Source organism: Mycobacterium sp. 852014-52144_SCH5372336, from assembly GCF_001665615.1.
Taxonomy (GTDB): Bacteria; Actinomycetota; Actinomycetes; order Mycobacteriales; family Mycobacteriaceae; genus Mycobacterium; species Mycobacterium neumannii_A.
In genome coordinates, this window is the sequence record NZ_LZSW01000059.1 from 51,337 (window position 1) to 65,440 (window position 14,104).

A 14,104-nucleotide genomic window follows, 5' to 3' on the forward strand; every position below is an offset into this window, starting at 1 on the left:
GCAGCGCGACGGTGCGAAAACTGTTGCCTTACAACGGTGTGTTGTCGACAGACACGCACGCTCGCGACGAGTGAGAGTGCGCGCAGTGCTCAATTTTCGCGGCGTGGCGTGGGCAAACACGCACGCTCGCGGCAAGGGAGGGACCACGCACGCGCGCGCCGCTAGTCAGCAGCCTTTGAGACGGGCGGCGAGGTAGTCGCTGACGTTGTCGAGCGACACCCGGTCCTGTGTCATCGCGTCGCGCTCGCGGACGGTGACGGCCTGGTCCTCGAGTGTGTCGAAGTCGACCGTCACGCAGAACGGGGTGCCGATCTCGTCCTGGCGGCGGTAGCGCCGCCCGATCGCGCCCGCGTCGTCGAACTCGACGTTCCAGCACTTACGCAGTTCGGCGGCGAGGTCGCGCGCCTTCGGCGAAAGGGCCTCGTTGCGCGACAGCGGCAGCACCGCGGCCTTGACCGGCGCGAGCCGCGGATCCAGCCGCAACACCGTGCGCTTGTCGACGCCGCCCTTGGCGTTGGGCGCCTCGTCCTCGGCGTATGCGTCGACGAGAAACGCCATGAACGACCGCGTCAGGCCGGCCGCCGGCTCGATCACATAGGGGACGTAGCGGGTGTCGTTGGCCTGGTCGTAATAGGACAGGTCGGCACCGGAATGCTTTGTGTGCGTGGACAAGTCGAAGTCCGTACGGTTCGCGACGCCCTCCAGCTCGCCCCACGGGTTGCCCTGGAATCCGAACTTGTACTCGATGTCGACGGTGCGGTCGGAGTAGTGCGACAGCTTCTCCTTCGGATGCTCGTAGAGCCGGAGATTGTCGCGGTCGATGCCCAGTTCGACGTACCACTGCAACCGCTCGTCGATCCAGTACTGGTGCCACTCGCGTGCGGTCGACGGCTCGACGAAGAACTCCATCTCCATCTGCTCGAACTCGCGGGTCCGGAAGATGAAGTTGCCCGGCGTGATCTCGTTGCGGAAACTCTTGCCGGTCTGGGCGATGCCGAACGGGGGCTTCTTGCGCTGCGTGGTCACCACATTGGCGAAGTTGACAAAGATGCCCTGCGCGGTCTCCGGCCGCAGATAGTGCAGGCCCTCTTCGCTCTCGATCGGACCGAGGTAGGTCTTGAGCATCATGTTGAAATCGCGCGGTTCGGTCCATTGGCCTTTGGTCCCGCAGTCCGGGCACGCGATCTCGGTCATCGCCACGGATTCGGGGTCGCTGATCCCCTTCTTCTCGGCGTATGCCTCCTGCAGGTGGTCCTGCCGATGCCGCTTGTGACAGTTGAGGCACTCGACCAGCGGATCGTTGAACACGTCGACGTGCCCGGACGCCACCCACACCTCGCGGGGCAGGATGATCGACGAGTCCAGGCCCACCACGTCGTCGCGGCTGGTGACCACCGACCGCCACCACTGGCGCTTGATGTTCTCCTTGAGTTCCACGCCGAGCGGGCCGTAGTCCCACGCCGACTTGGTGCCGCCGTAGATCTCCCCCGCCTGGTAAACCAGCCCGCGCCGTTTGGCCAGGTTCGCAACGGTGTCGATGATCGAGGAAGAGTGAGCCACGACTGCATAGCCTAGCGACCCGCTCACCACCGCCGAGCGACCGCATTTGTACGGCGACACGCCGCGATATCGCGGACAGACACGGTCGCTCGCGGCCATTGGGCAGCCGTATCCCGGCGTTGGCATGCATAGAAGCGCATGTATTGTTGGCCGTAATGAAAATCGTTTCCACTTTGGCGGACGGAAGCGTCCCCACCGGGGACGCCCACGACCACGGCGGCGCACCGTGTCCCGACCTGCCGCCGCGTGACGTGCTCGACACCTCCGGCGACCTGCTGCGCGCGTTGGCCGCCCCGGTGCGGATCGCGATCGTGCTGCAATTGCGGGAGTCGGCGCGCTGCGTGCACGAGCTCGTCGATGCGCTGGCGGTGCCCCAGCCGTTGGTCAGCCAGCACCTCCGCATCCTGAAGGCCGCGGGCGTCGTCGCCGGTGAACGGTCCGGGCGCGAGGTGATGTACCGCCTCGTCGATCATCACCTCGCCGACATCGTCGTCGCGGCGGTCACTCACGCGGGCGAGGCGCACGAGTGATCACATGCCGATGAGCACGGGAGTGCGCGCCACGAGGCAACGCGCAGCCATCGCGGACCTGCTGGAGAACGTCGACGAATTCCGTTCGGCACAGGAACTGCACGACGAGCTGCGCCGCCGCGGCGAAGGCATCGGGCTGACCACCGTGTACCGCACCCTGCAACAGATGGCGGCCGCAGGCGTCGTCGACACGCTGCGCACCGACACCGGCGAGTCGGTGTACCGCCGCTGTTCGGAGGACCACCATCACCACCTGGTCTGTCGCGCGTGCGGTTCGACCGTGGAGATCCAGGGCGGCGACGTCGAGACCTGGACCGCCGACATCGCCCGACAGCACGGCTTCTCCGACATCAGCCACACGATCGAAATCTTCGGCGTGTGCGGGCAGTGCACGACGACGAACGGTTCAGCCGACTAGCGCCCGGCGCACCTCGGCGCCGGTCGCGAGCACCATGAGAATCAGCGTGCGCAGCGCGTCATCGGTCAACCCGGCGGCCGGAAAGTTGTAGCGCAGCAGCACATCCGCGGCCTTCCTGGAGTTGCGCTTGGCGCCCGCGGCAATCTCTTTCGGCGCGCTCTTGGAGGCCAGCGACACCGTGCCCAGCAGCGTGTTGTGGGCGTGTTCGGCGACCGCGGCGCGCAGCTTGGCATCCAGCGGCAGATCCCAGGCCAGGATCTGGGTCAGCGACACCAATTCCAGACCTTCGGCGACCGCCACCGTGCGCAGCGAGGCGAAGGTCTCGTCGTGGTGGACGGTGACCGCCCCGTCGTCCTCTCGCGTCACGGGCACCACGCCCTCGAGGATCTCGCCGAGCCGCTCCTGCATTGCCATCACGCTCTCCCGCTCAGGTACATCATCAGGCTCTGCCGAAGCGACGGTTGCGGTTGACGTACTCCTCGCAGGCCGCCCACAGGTCGCGGCGGTCGTAGTCCGGCCACAACTTGTCCTGGAACACGAACTCGGCGTAGGCAGCCTGCCAGAGCAGGAAGTTGCTGGCGCGCTGCTCCCCCGAGGTCCGGATGAACAGGTCCACGTCGGGGATGTCGGAGCGGTGCAGGTGCTTGGCGAACGTCGCCTCGCTGATGCGGTCCGGCTTGATCCTGCCGTCGGCGGCCAACCGCGCGAGCTCGCGCGTCGCCTCGACGATCTCGGTCCGTCCGCCGTAGTTGACGCAGTAGTTGATCGTGATGACGTCGTTGCCGACGGTCATCTGCTCGGCGATGTCGAACTCCTTGATCACGCTGCGCCACATGCGGGGCCGCGAGCCGACCCAGCGCATCCGCACGCCCATGTCGTTGAGGTTCTCCCGGCGGCGACGCACCACTTCCCGGTTGAAGCCCATCAGGAAGCGCACCTCTTCGGTGCTGCGTTTCCAATTCTCGGTGGAGAACGCATACACCGTCAGGTGTTTGATGCCGATTTCGATTGCCCCGCAGGTGATGTCGATGAGGACTGCCTCACCCATCTTGTGCCCCTCGGTGCGGTGCAGGCCACGCTGGGTGGCCCAGCGCCCGTTGCCATCCATGACGACGGCGACGTGCTTGGGCACCTGATCGGCAGGGATGCGCGGCGCGGCCTCCTTCGACGTGTGCTGGGGCGGGCGCGCGAACCGGCCGTTGGTTCCTGCAGGAATGTCAGGAAAGACGACGGGCCACGTCGACTTGTCCGGGAACGTGGGATAGTCGTCAGGCGCCGGAGGCAGCTGTGGGTAGGTCGGCGGAGCCTTTTTCCTCCGCCCATCCCGTTCGCTCGCCATGTGGCACATCCTGCCCGACCACCGTCGCGTGCTGGTCGCCGACACTCCTATCCACCCGGTACACCCGTTCCACCAGCGGCAACGTCCGCAATTGGCGCTCCAGATGCCACTGCAAATGCGCGGCCACCAGCCCGCTGGCCTGGCTGCGGTGCGACGCCGTCGACGTCTCGGCGTACTCCCAGTCCCCGTCGTGCAGCGCGGCCATCAGGTCCAGCACGGCCTGAGGCGGCGTCGCCGATCCGGAGGGTCGGCAGTGCACGCACACGCTGCCCCCGGCCGCCACGTGGAACGCCCGGTGGGGGCCCGGGGCAGCGCAGCGGGCGCATTCGGTCAACGCCGGCGCCCAGCCCGCGATCCCCATGGCGCGCAACAGGTACGCGTCCAACACGAGCTCACGGGGCCGGCCGCCGTCGGCCACCGCCCGCAACGCGGCCACCGTCAGCCGGTGCAGCGCGGGCATCGGCGCGCGTTCCTCACCGGCCAGGCGCTCCGCGGTCTCCAGCACCGCGCAGGCGCAGGTGTAGCGGCCGTAGTCGCTGACGATGTCGGAAGCGAACGCGTCGATGGCCTGCACCTGGGTGACGATGTCGAGGTTGCGGCCCGGGTGCAGCTGAACGTCGATGTGCGCGAACGGCTCCAGCCTGGCACCGAATTTGCTGCGGGTGCGCCGAACCCCCTTGGCCACCGCCCGCACCAACCCGTGATCGCGGGTGAGAAGAGTCACGATGCGGTCGGCCTCGCCGAGCTTGTGCTGGCGCAGCACCACCGCCCGGTCCCGATACAGCCGCATCGGTTCAGTCTCCCACTGCGGTCCGTCAGATTCCGATCCGCACCGCCGATAAGCTTCTACTCGATGGTCAAAAACGCGCGATTCCCCACCCTCACTCAACAGCTCTTCCAGCTCGCGAGCGGCTCCATGACGTCGGTGGAACTGGTTCAGCGCTCGCTCGACGCCATCGCGGCCAGCCAACCGACGCTCAACGCGTTCCGCGTGGTGTTCACCGAGCAGGCCCTCTTCGACGCCGCCCGCGCGGACCGCAAACGCGCCGCAGGCCAGGATCTTTCGAAGTATCCCCTGCTGGGCATCCCGATCGCGGTCAAGGACGACGTCGACGTCGCGGGCCATCCGACCCGGTTCGGCGCCGACGGCAACGTCCGCCCCGCCACCCGGGACGCCGAGGTGGTGCGGCGGTTGAAGGCGGCGGGCGCGGTCATCGTCGGCAAGACCAACACCTGCGAACTCGGTCAGTGGCCGTTCACCAGTGGACCCGCCTTCGGCCACACCCGCAATCCGTGGTCACGCGATCACACACCCGGCGGTTCGTCCGGCGGCAGCGCCGCCGCGGTGGCGGCCGGGCTGGTGACCGCCGCGATCGGCTCCGACGGGGCGGGCAGCGTGCGCATCCCCGCCGCATGGACACATCTGGTCGGCATCAAACCGCAGCGCGGCCGAATCTCGACATGGCCGCTGCCCGAGGCGTTCAACGGGATCACGGTCAACGGCGTGCTGGCACGCACCGTCGCCGATGCGGCGCTGGTGCTCGACGCCGCGTCCGGCAACGTCGCTGGCGATCGCCATCAGCCCCCAGCGGTCAAGGTTTCGGACTACGTGGCGCAGGCGCCCGGTCCCCTGCGGGTCGCGATGTCGACGAAGTTCCCGTTCACGGTGTTCCGCGCCAAGCTGCACCCGGAGATCCAGGCGGCGATGGCCGTCGTCGCCGCTCAGCTCGAAGACCTCGGGCACAGCGTGTTCGGCGCCGATCCGGACTACAGCCTCGAGATGTCGTGGAACTTCCTGTCCCGGTCGACGTCGGGGCTGCTGGAGTGGGCCGACCGGCTCGGCCACGGCGTCACGCTCGACAAGCGGACCAAGGCCAACCTGCGCACGGGCCGGTTGCTGTCGGAGCACGTGCTGCGCAAGGCCCGCGCCCGCGAGGCCCGCGCGCATCGCCGCATCGGATACATCTTCAACATCGCCGATGTGGTGCTGGCCCCCACGACCGCGCAGCCGCCGCCCAAGGTGGACGAGTTCGACGAGCTCGGCGGGCTGGCCACCGACCGCACGATGATCAAGGCGTGCCCGGTGACCTGGCCATGGAATCTGCTGGGCTGGCCGTCGATCAACGTGCCGGCCGGGTTCACCTCCGAAGGCCTGCCGATCGGCGTTCAGCTGATGGGCCCGGCCAACAGCGAGCCGTTGCTGATCTCGCTGGCCGCGGAGTTGGAGGCGATCAACGGCTGGACGGTGCGCCAGCCCGAGCCGTGGTGGTTTCCCGCCCCCGCCCCCGACCCCGAGCCCGCGGCATCCGATAAGCCGGTAGCGGCCTCCGACCGGCGCGAACCCGAGGACGTCTCCGACGAGGTCGCGTAGAGTCTCCCGGCATGAGAGCGCTGGGTTATGCGTGCGCGTTACCGGTCCTCGGGCTGGTGGGCGGCTTGGTGACCGGGGTTCCGACCGCCGCCGCTGACAACAAGCGGTTCAACGACGGTGTGGTGGCCAACGTCTACACCATCCAGAAGCAGGCCGGCTGCGACACCGACATCAAGATCAACCCGAAGCTGCGCCTGGCCGCCGAATGGCACACCAACGACGTGCTCAACAACCGCGCGCTGGGCGGCGACATCGGCTCGGACGGCAGCACGGTCGCCGACCGTGCGCGCAACGCCGGCTACGCGGGCCCGGTGACGGAGACGGTGGCCATCAACCCCGCGCTGGCGATGAGCGGCATCGAGTTGCTCAACCAGTGGTATCACCGGCCGGACTACAAGGCCATCATGGCCGACTGTTCGAACGTCGACATCGGCGTGTGGTCGGCCAACGCACTCGATCGCACGGTGGTGGTGGCGGTCTACGGCAAGGGCGACGGCGCCCCACCGGCACACGGCCCGGGACGGCCGTTCGGGGAGCCCGGCTCGGGCGCCCAGAGCTGACGCGCTAGAAGCCCAGGCGGCCCAATTGTTTCGGGTCGCGTTGCCAGTTCTTGGCGATCTTGACCCTCAGGTCGAGATAGACCTTGGTGCCCAGCAGCTTTTCGATCTGCTGGCGCGCGGCGGTGCCGACCTCGCGCAGCCTGGCGCCGCCCTTGCCGATGACGATGCCCTTCTGGCTCTCGCGTTCGACGAACAGGATCGCGTGGACGTCGATCAGCTCGCCCTGCTCGGGTGTGCGGCCCTCGCGCGGGGTGACCTCATCGATGACGACGGCAAGCGAGTGCGGTAGTTCGTCGCGGACGCCTTCGAGCGCGGCCTCGCGGATCAGCTCGGCCATCAGAGTCTCCTCCGGCTCGTCGGTGAGCTCGCCGTCGGGGTAGAAGGCCGGTCCCGGCGGCAGTTCGGAGGCGAGCACGTCGACGAGCACGTCGAGGTTGTCCCCCGCGGTCGCCGACACCGGAACGATCTCCGCGTCGGGTCCGACCAGCTCGCTGACCGCCACCAGTTGCGCGGCGATGCGGTCCTTGGGCACCTTGTCGATCTTGGTGACGATCGCGACCAGTGTGGTCTTGGGTGCGACCGCGCGGATCTGGTCGTGGATCCAGCGGTCGCCGGGACCGATCCTCTCGTCGGCGGGGATGCACCATCCGATGACGTCGACCTCGGAGTAGGTGTCCTTGACCAGGTCGTTGAGCCGCTGCCCGAGCAGCGTGCGCGGGCGGTGCAGCCCCGGGGTATCGACGAGCACGATCTGAAAGTTCTCGCGGTGCAAGATTCCGCGAATGGTGTGCCGGGTGGTCTGCGGGCGGTTCGACGTGATCGCTACCTTGGCCCCGACCAGCGCGTTGGTCAGCGTCGACTTTCCGGTGTTGGGCCGGCCGACGAAACAGACGAAGCCCGAACGGAATTCGTCGCTCATAGGTTTCGCACCGGGTGCCCGGATCGGTCTGTGACGATCACTATCGCGTCCGCGGACAGCTCGTGCACCGCGGCCACGCCCGCGTCGTCGGCCGGGCCGCCGAGCACCACTGCGGCCTCCAGCCCGGTCGCGCCGCTCGACACCGCTGCGGCCACGGCGGCCTGTAATGCGGTCAGCTCCAACGCCGTCAGCGCCACCGGAGCCGCCGCGTAGGTGCGGCCGTCGCGGTCGCGGACAGCGGCTCCGTTGCCGGCCTCCGCCCGCGCCATCGCCCCGCGCGCCAGCGTCACGAGCTTGGCGTCCTCACTGTCCAGGTCGGTCATCGTGCCTCACCGCTCTTCGCGCAAGCGCTCATCGTCATCATCACCGTCGTCTTCTCTTTGCGGAGGCTCGGTGCGGCTGACCAGAACCGTGCCGATGCGCACCCGCCCGCGAGGGTCCGGCCCGCCTTCGGCCTGCAGCCGCAGCCCGTCCCACGTCACCTCGGCGCCCGGAAGCGGGACGCGGCCGAGTTCCAGCGCGACGAGACCGCCGACGGTGTCGACATCGAGGTCGTCGTCGAACTCGATGTCGTAGAGCTCGCCGAGGTCCTCGATCGGCAATCGGGCCGAGACGCGATAGCGGTTGTCGCCCAAGTCTTCTACGGGCACCACTTCGCCGGCGTCGTACTCGTCGACGATCTCGCCGACGATCTCCTCGAGGACGTCCTCGATGGTGACCAGGCCGGCGATCGCGCCGTACTCGTCGACCAGCAGAACCATGTGGACGCGGTCGCGCTGCATCTCGCGCAGCAACTCGTCGAGCGGCTTGGAATCCGGTACGAACACCGTGGGCCGCATGACATCGGAGACCTTGGTGCCGCGACCGCCGTCGGTTGAGTAGTACGTCCGCTGCACGAGGTCTTTGAGGTAGACGACACCGACGATGTCGTCGACGTTCTCCCCGATCACCGGGATCCGGGAGTGGCCGCTGCGCACCGCAAGTGAGGTCGCCTGCCCTGCGGTCTTGTCGCTTTCGATCCACACCATCTCGGTGCGCGGCACCATCACCTCGCGTGCCGGGGTGTCACCGAGTTCGAACACCGACTGGATCATGCGCCGCTCGTCGTCGGCCACCACACCGCGCTGCTGCGCCAGGTCGACCACCTCGCGCAGTTCGATCTCGGAGGCGAACGGGCCGTTGCGGAAACCTCGGCCCGGCGTCAGCGCGTTACCGAGCAGCACCAGCAACCGGCTGATCGGTGTCAGCAGCACCGAAAGCGCTTGCAGCGGAAGGGCCGCGAGCAAGGCGATCGTGTAGGCGTGTTGTCTGCCGAGCGTGCGCGGGCCGACGCCGATCACGACGAAGCTGACCACCACCATGATGGCGGCGGCGACGAACAGCCCCCAGGTGACGCCGAGATGCCCGTCGAGGTAGGCGGCCAGCAGCACCGTCGGCCCGACCTCGCAGGCGATGCGCAGCAGCACGATCAGGTTGATGTAGCGAGGCCGTTCGGCCATCACCCTGGCCAGCCGCACCGCTCCCGGTCGCTCGTCGCGGACGAGTTCCTCGACGCGCGCCATCGAGACCGTGCTCAGGGCCGCGTCGATCGCCGCGAACAGCCCGCCGAAGAAGACGAGGACGATCGCGAAGATCAGCTGTCCGACGCCGGTCACAGTTCGTCGAAGTATCGGGAGTTGTCGAGAAGCCTGCGTTCCTTCTCCGACTGGCGGTCGTGGTGGTAGGCCTCGACCTGGTCGGCGACCCACTCCTCGAGCAGTTGACGCTGCAGGGTGAACATCTCTTTTTCCTCGGCGGGCTCGGCGTGGTCGTAGCCCAGCAGGTGCAAAACCCCGTGCACGGTGAGCAACGCGAGCTCCTGGCCCAGCGAATGCCCGGCCGCAGCGGCCTGATCTGCGGCGAACTGCGGGCACAGCGCGATGTCACCCAACATGGCCGGGCCGGGCTCGGGTGCGTCGGGCCGTCCGCCCGGCTCCAGCTCGTCCATCGGGAAGCTCATGACGTCGGTGGGGCCCGGCAGGTCCATCCACCGCATGTGCAGATCGGCCATCGCCGCGGTGTCGAGCAGCACCATCGACAGTTCGGCCGCGGGGTTGACCTTCATTTTGCGGATGACGAAGCGGGCGACGCTGATCAGTTCCTCTTCGGAGACGTCGATGCCCGACTCGTTGGACACCTCGATGCTCATATCGGCCGCTACCGTCGGGCTCGGCCGCCGGAGGCGCGGCGCTGGGCCCGGTTCAGCTGCGTGGGCTCGTCGTGTCGCGCGTACGCGTCGACGATCTCCGACACCAGCCGGTGCCGCACGACGTCGGCGCTGGTGAGCTCGGCGAAGTGGATGTCGTCGATGCCGTCGAGGATCCGCATCGCCGCGTGCAGGCCCGAAGCGGCCCCGCCGGGCAGGTCGACCTGCGTGATATCGCCCGTCACAACGATTTTCGAGTTGAAGCCCAGCCGGGTCAAAAACATCTTCATCTGCTCGGCGGTGGTGTTCTGCGCCTCGTCGAGGATGATGAAGGCATCGCTAATCGTGCGGCCCCTCATGTACGCCAGCGGCGCGACCTCGATCACCCCGGCGCTCATCAACTTCGGGATCAGCTCGGGGTCCATCATGTCGTGCAGCGCGTCGTAGAGCGGGCGCAGATACGGGTCGATCTTCTCGCTCAGCGTGCCGGGCAGGAAGCCGAGCCGCTCACCGGCCTCGACGGCCGGCCGGGTGAGGATGATCCTCGACACCTGCTTGGACTGTAAAGCGTTGACGGCCTTGGCCATCGCCAGATACGTCTTGCCGGTGCCCGCGGGACCGATGCCGAACACGATGGTGTGCGCGTCGATGGCGTCGACGTAGCGCTTCTGGTTCAGCGTCTTGGGCCGGATGGTCTTACCGCGCCGCGACAGGATGTCGAGGGTGAGCACCTCGGCGGGCGACTCGTTGCCGGTGCCGGTGAGCATCCCGACGCTGTGCCGCACGACGTCGGGGTTCAGCGCCTGGCCGTTGGACACGATCGCGATCAGCTCGGAGATCACCCGTTCGGCGAGCGCGACGTCGGCGGGTTCACCGGACAGGGTCAGCGCGTTGCCGCGCACATGGATGTCGGCCGCCAGGATGCGCTCGAGCGCGCGCAGATTCTCGTCGGCGGAACCCAATAGGCCCACGACGAGGTCGGGCGGAATGTTGATGCTGCTGCGTACCGACTCAGAAGACTGATCAGAGTCAGCGGTCGTCTCGCGGGGCGTCAAGAGGGTTCAGTGCCTGCTTTCTGGTTCTGGCCTGGCCGTTGCTGATGTCTGTTCACAGTTTACCGCTGGTCAGCGACACGACCCAATGGATAAGGCGCCCGCCCATCACGACCACCGATCGGTCAGCACGCCCAGCGCCCCCAGCGCGACCGCCGCGGCGGTGGAGGTCCGCAGCACCGTGGGCCCCAGCCGCACGGCCGTCGCACCTGCATCACACAGCGCGGCCAGTTCGTCGTCGGCGATGCCGCCTTCCGGTCCCACGACCACGACGACCGCATCGGCCGCGGTGACGGGCACATCGGCGAGTCGCTGGGTCGCCGATTCGTGCAGCGCGAGCACGACGGCGTCCCGGTCTCCGAGTCGGTCGACCAACTGGGTCGTCGAGACCGGGCCGCTGACCTCGGGGATGCGGGCCCGCCGCGACTGTCGGGCCGCCGAGCGGGCCACCGCACTCCAGCGGCGCAGACCTTTTTCGGCCTTGGCCCCCGAGTCCCACCGGGCCACGCATCGGGCGGCCTGCCAGGCCACGAACGCGTCCGCGCCCGCCTCGGTGGCCAATTCGATCGCCAACTCCGAGCGATCCGACTTGGGCAGCGCCTGCACGACGGTCACGGTCGGTGACGGGGGCGGCACGAAGCGCCGGTCCAGCACCCGCGCCGTCAGCCTGCCCTTCGCCACCTCGTCGACCTCGCAGTGCGCCAGCTCTCCGACGCCGTCGCTGAGCTGCAGGCGCTCACCGGGCCGGATGCGGCGCACATTGGCGGCGTGGAAGCCCTCGTCGCCCTCGACGACCGCGAGCTCACCGACCCCAGGCAGGGCGTCGACGTAGAACAGCGCCGCGGACATCGGCGTTACCGAGGCGTCCGGGTCGAAATCTGTGGCCGGGTCGTCATCCGAGCGGGATCGCGACCGTCAGCGGCCGCTGAACGTCTCACGCAGCCGGTTGAACAGCCCGCCGCCGCTGGCGGCCGTCGGCTGCGCCGAGCGCACCTCGGCGACGTCGCGGGCGCGCTTGGCCTTGAGCTTGCGCAGCAGTTCGGCGTCCTCGTTGTCCAGCCGCGACGGCACCACGACATCGATGTGGGCGTGCAGGTCACCGCGGACCCCGGAGCGCAGATGGGGCATGCCGTGACCGCGCAGCGTCACGATGGCGCCGGGCTGTGTGCCGGACGGGATCGCGATCTCGGTCGGCCCGTCGAGGATCGCGTCGACGGTGACGGAGGTGCCCAGCGCCGCGTCGACCATCGGCACCGAGACGGTGCAGTGCAGATCGTCGCCGTCGCGCAGGAAAGTGGCGTGCGGCTGCTCGTGCACCTCGACGTACAGGTCGCCCGCGGGTCCCCCGCCCGGTCCGACCTCGCCCTGTGCCGCCAACCGCACCCGCATGCCGTCGCCGACGCCTGCCGGGATCTTCACGCTGATCTCCCGGCGGGCGCGCACGCGGCCGTCGCCGCCGCAACGGTGGCAGGGGTCCGGGATGACCTCGCCGACGCCGCCGCACACCGGGCAGGGCCGCGACGTCATGACCTGGCCCAGCAGGGAGCGCTGCACCGTCTGGATCTCGCCGCGACCGCCGCAGGTATCGCAGGCCATCGGGGCGGAGTTGCCGTGTGTGCCCTTGCCGTGGCACAGGTCGCACAGCACCGCGGTGTCGACAGTGACCTGCTTGGTCACGCCGGTCGCACACTCCGACAGGTCCAACCGCATCCGCAGCAGCGAATCCGACCCGGGCCGCACCCGGCCGATCGGCCCGCGGGTGGTCGCGCCGCCGCCGAAGAACGCCTCGAACACGTCGCCCAGGCCCCCGAAGCCACCGGAGAAACCGGCTCCGTTCGCCGCCGACTCCAGCGGGTCGCCGCCGAGATCGACAATGCGGCGCTTCTCCGGATCGCTGAGCACCTCGTAGGCGGCGCTGATGTCCTTGAACCGGGCCTGAGCGGCCTCGTCCGGATTGACGTCGGGATGCAGTTCACGCGCCAACCTGCGATAGGCGCGCTTGATCTCCGCATCCGACGCGCCCTTGCTCACGCCGAGCAACCCGTAATAGTCGCGTGCCACGCTGACTTGCCTGACCTTCCACCTGTGCCGGGTCTACCGGCTGCCTAAGACTTCCCCGATATAGAGAGCAACCGCAGCGACATTAGCGATAGTTCCCGGATAGTCCATTCGGGTGGGCCCTAACACACCCATGCCGCCGTACACCTTGCCCGAACTGCCGTACGCGGTCGTCACCACCGACGTACCGGCCATCTCCTCGGCCTCGGTTTCGTGGCCGATGCGCACGGTCACCTTGCCGGCCTCCTGCTGCGCCGCCAGCAGCCGCAGCACCACCACCTGCTCCTCGAGCGCCTCGAGCACCGATCGCAGGGAGCCGCCGAAGTCGGCGGTGTTGCGGGTGAGGTTGGCGGTGCCGCCCAGCAGCAGCCGCTCCTCGCGGTGCTCGACGAGCGTCTCGACCAGCACGGTGGCCGACCGGCCGACCGCGTCGGCGAGCCCGCCGTGCCCGTGCAGCTGGGAGGCCAGGTCTGCGACGGCCACCGATGCGGCCGCCAGCGGTTTGCCCTCCAGGGCCTGACCGAGCAGGTCACGCAGCTTGCTCACGTCCTGCTCATCGAGCGTGTCGCCCAGCTCGACCATGCGCTGGTCCACCCGGCCGGTGTCGGTGATCACCACCAGCAGCAGCTTGGCCGGGGTGAGCGCGACCACTTCGAGGTGGCGCACCGTGGAGGTGGACAGCGTCGGGTACTGCACGATCGCGACCTGGCGCGTCAGCTGCGCGAGCAGGCGCACGGCGCGGCGCAACACATCATCGAGATCGACGCCGGATTCGAGGAACGACAGGATCGCGCGGCGCTCCGACGACGACAGCGGTTTGATGTCGTCGATCCTGTCGACGAACTCGCGGTAGCCCTTCTCGGTGGGCACGCGCCCGGAGCTGGTGTGGGGCTGGGCGATGTAGCCCTCGGCCTCCAGCACCGCCATGTCGTTGCGCACGGTCGCACTGGACACCCCGAGGTTGTGCCGCTCGACGAGCGTCTTCGACCCGATCGGCTCCTTGGTCGCCACGAAGTCGGCGACGATCGCGCGCAGCACCTCGAACCGGCGGTCGTCGGCACTACCCATGTCTGCTCACCTACCCCTCGAATCGAGTTGTCACCCATTTTAGG

General features: G+C 68.5%; 16 protein-coding genes. 4 read left to right on the forward strand and 12 right to left on the reverse strand.

The features are described 5' to 3' along the window. Positions 1-165: 165 nt before the first annotated feature. Positions 166-1,560 (reverse strand): glycine--tRNA ligase, encoded by a 1,395-nt coding sequence (locus A5759_RS20115; RefSeq protein ID WP_066841704.1) that lies wholly within the window; start codon positions 1,558-1,560, stop codon positions 166-168. Between the two features lie 155 nt (positions 1,561-1,715). On the opposite strand from A5759_RS20115, the gene A5759_RS20120 reads away from it, so the two are divergent. Together A5759_RS20120 and A5759_RS20125 are read left to right on the forward strand one after the other, a co-directional pair. Beyond that, a complete protein-coding gene (locus tag A5759_RS20120; protein WP_068200735.1) occupies positions 1,716-2,090 on the forward strand; it encodes a metalloregulator ArsR/SmtB family transcription factor in 375 nt (124 codons plus the stop codon). 10 nt (positions 2,091-2,100) lie between these two features. Next, complete coding sequence (locus A5759_RS20125) at positions 2,101-2,508, forward strand: Fur family transcriptional regulator (protein ID WP_068201210.1); 408 nt, start codon at positions 2,101-2,103, stop codon at positions 2,506-2,508. Here A5759_RS20125 and A5759_RS20130 read toward each other — a convergent pair. The 3 genes from A5759_RS20130 to recO are packed head-to-tail and all read right to left on the reverse strand — an operon-like array spanning position 2,497 to position 4,637. After that, a complete protein-coding gene (locus A5759_RS20130) occupies positions 2,497-2,922 on the reverse strand; it encodes a hypothetical protein (RefSeq protein WP_068200737.1) in 426 nt (141 codons plus the stop codon). The genes A5759_RS20125 and A5759_RS20130 overlap by 12 nt on opposite strands. Positions 2,923-2,947: 25 nt before the next feature. Further along, positions 2,948-3,847 carry a decaprenyl diphosphate synthase gene (locus tag A5759_RS20135; protein WP_066841701.1) on the reverse strand — a complete coding sequence of 300 codons (900 nt, stop codon included), beginning with the start codon at positions 3,845-3,847 and terminating at the stop codon, positions 2,948-2,950. Beyond that, on the reverse strand, positions 3,777-4,637 hold the full coding sequence (gene recO, locus A5759_RS20140) for a DNA repair protein RecO (RefSeq protein ID WP_068200739.1): 861 nt from the start codon (positions 4,635-4,637) through the stop codon (positions 3,777-3,779). Before recO ends, A5759_RS20135 begins: the two co-directional genes overlap by 71 nt. 63 nt (positions 4,638-4,700) lie before the next feature. Between recO and A5759_RS20145 the strand changes: the two genes are divergently transcribed. Next, complete coding sequence (locus tag A5759_RS20145; protein ID WP_068200741.1) at positions 4,701-6,218, forward strand: amidase; 1,518 nt, start codon at positions 4,701-4,703, stop codon at positions 6,216-6,218. A gap of 11 nt (positions 6,219-6,229) precedes the next feature. Further along, complete coding sequence (locus A5759_RS20150; RefSeq protein ID WP_064398955.1) at positions 6,230-6,778, forward strand: CAP domain-containing protein; 549 nt, start codon at positions 6,230-6,232, stop codon at positions 6,776-6,778. Between the two features lie 4 nt (positions 6,779-6,782). On the opposite strand, the gene era is transcribed toward A5759_RS20150, so the two are convergent. The 8 genes from era to hrcA all read right to left on the reverse strand — a co-directional run bounded on the left by era (position 6,783) and on the right by hrcA (position 14,060). Beyond that, the gene (era, locus tag A5759_RS20155; RefSeq protein WP_068200744.1) at positions 6,783-7,697 is read right to left on the reverse strand and encodes a GTPase Era; all 915 of its coding nucleotides are present in this window, start codon (positions 7,695-7,697) and stop codon (positions 6,783-6,785) included. Next, positions 7,694-8,020, reverse strand: coding sequence for a cytidine deaminase (locus tag A5759_RS20160; protein WP_068200746.1), 327 nt, complete (start codon positions 8,018-8,020; stop codon positions 7,694-7,696). The genes era and A5759_RS20160 overlap by 4 nt, the downstream gene beginning before the upstream one ends. 6 nt (positions 8,021-8,026) lie before the next feature. Further along, positions 8,027-9,352, reverse strand: a complete 1,326-nt coding sequence (locus tag A5759_RS20165; RefSeq protein ID WP_064419603.1) for a hemolysin family protein — start codon at positions 9,350-9,352, stop codon at positions 8,027-8,029. Continuing rightward, positions 9,349-9,885: an rRNA maturation RNase YbeY gene (ybeY, locus tag A5759_RS20170; RefSeq protein ID WP_064398947.1), complete on the reverse strand. Its 537-nt coding sequence runs from the start codon at positions 9,883-9,885 to the stop codon at positions 9,349-9,351. The genes A5759_RS20165 and ybeY overlap by 4 nt, the downstream gene beginning before the upstream one ends. 8 nt (positions 9,886-9,893) lie before the next feature. Then, on the reverse strand, positions 9,894-10,937 hold the full coding sequence (locus A5759_RS20175) for a PhoH family protein (protein WP_064419604.1): 1,044 nt from the start codon (positions 10,935-10,937) through the stop codon (positions 9,894-9,896). 105 nt (positions 10,938-11,042) lie between these two features. Beyond that, positions 11,043-11,783, reverse strand: a complete 741-nt coding sequence (locus A5759_RS20180) for a 16S rRNA (uracil(1498)-N(3))-methyltransferase (RefSeq protein WP_066841696.1) — start codon at positions 11,781-11,783, stop codon at positions 11,043-11,045. Positions 11,784-11,849: 66 nt separating this feature from the next. Further along, positions 11,850-12,995 carry a molecular chaperone DnaJ gene (dnaJ, locus tag A5759_RS20185; protein ID WP_066841695.1) on the reverse strand — a complete coding sequence of 382 codons (1,146 nt, stop codon included), beginning with the start codon at positions 12,993-12,995 and terminating at the stop codon, positions 11,850-11,852. Positions 12,996-13,028: 33 nt separating this feature from the next. Next, positions 13,029-14,060, reverse strand: a complete 1,032-nt coding sequence (gene hrcA, locus A5759_RS20190; RefSeq protein WP_068200748.1) for a heat-inducible transcriptional repressor HrcA — start codon at positions 14,058-14,060, stop codon at positions 13,029-13,031. Between the last annotated feature and the right edge of the window lie 44 nt (positions 14,061-14,104).

Excerpts from the sequence above, each read along its gene's own strand:
- A5759_RS20120 (WP_068200735.1), top strand. The coding sequence starts at position 1,716 with ATGAAAATCGTTTCCACTTTGGCGGACGGAAGCGTCCCCACCGGGGAC.
- A5759_RS20125 (WP_068201210.1), top strand. The coding sequence starts at position 2,101 with ATGAGCACGGGAGTGCGCGCCACGAGGCAACGCGCAGCCATCGCGGAC.
- A5759_RS20130 (WP_068200737.1), bottom strand. The coding sequence starts at position 2,922 with ATGGCAATGCAGGAGCGGCTCGGCGAGATCCTCGAGGGCGTGGTGCCC.
- A5759_RS20135 (WP_066841701.1), bottom strand. The coding sequence starts at position 3,847 with ATGGCGAGCGAACGGGATGGGCGGAGGAAAAAGGCTCCGCCGACCTAC.
- recO (WP_068200739.1), bottom strand. The coding sequence starts at position 4,637 with ATGCGGCTGTATCGGGACCGGGCGGTGGTGCTGCGCCAGCACAAGCTC.
- A5759_RS20145 (WP_068200741.1), top strand. The coding sequence starts at position 4,701 with ATGGTCAAAAACGCGCGATTCCCCACCCTCACTCAACAGCTCTTCCAG.
- A5759_RS20150 (WP_064398955.1), top strand. The coding sequence starts at position 6,230 with ATGAGAGCGCTGGGTTATGCGTGCGCGTTACCGGTCCTCGGGCTGGTG.
- era (WP_068200744.1), bottom strand. The coding sequence starts at position 7,697 with ATGAGCGACGAATTCCGTTCGGGCTTCGTCTGTTTCGTCGGCCGGCCC.
- A5759_RS20160 (WP_068200746.1), bottom strand. The coding sequence starts at position 8,020 with ATGACCGACCTGGACAGTGAGGACGCCAAGCTCGTGACGCTGGCGCGC.
- ybeY (WP_064398947.1), bottom strand. The coding sequence starts at position 9,885 with ATGAGCATCGAGGTGTCCAACGAGTCGGGCATCGACGTCTCCGAAGAG.
- A5759_RS20180 (WP_066841696.1), bottom strand. The coding sequence starts at position 11,783 with ATGTCCGCGGCGCTGTTCTACGTCGACGCCCTGCCTGGGGTCGGTGAG.
- hrcA (WP_068200748.1), bottom strand. The coding sequence starts at position 14,060 with ATGGGTAGTGCCGACGACCGCCGGTTCGAGGTGCTGCGCGCGATCGTC.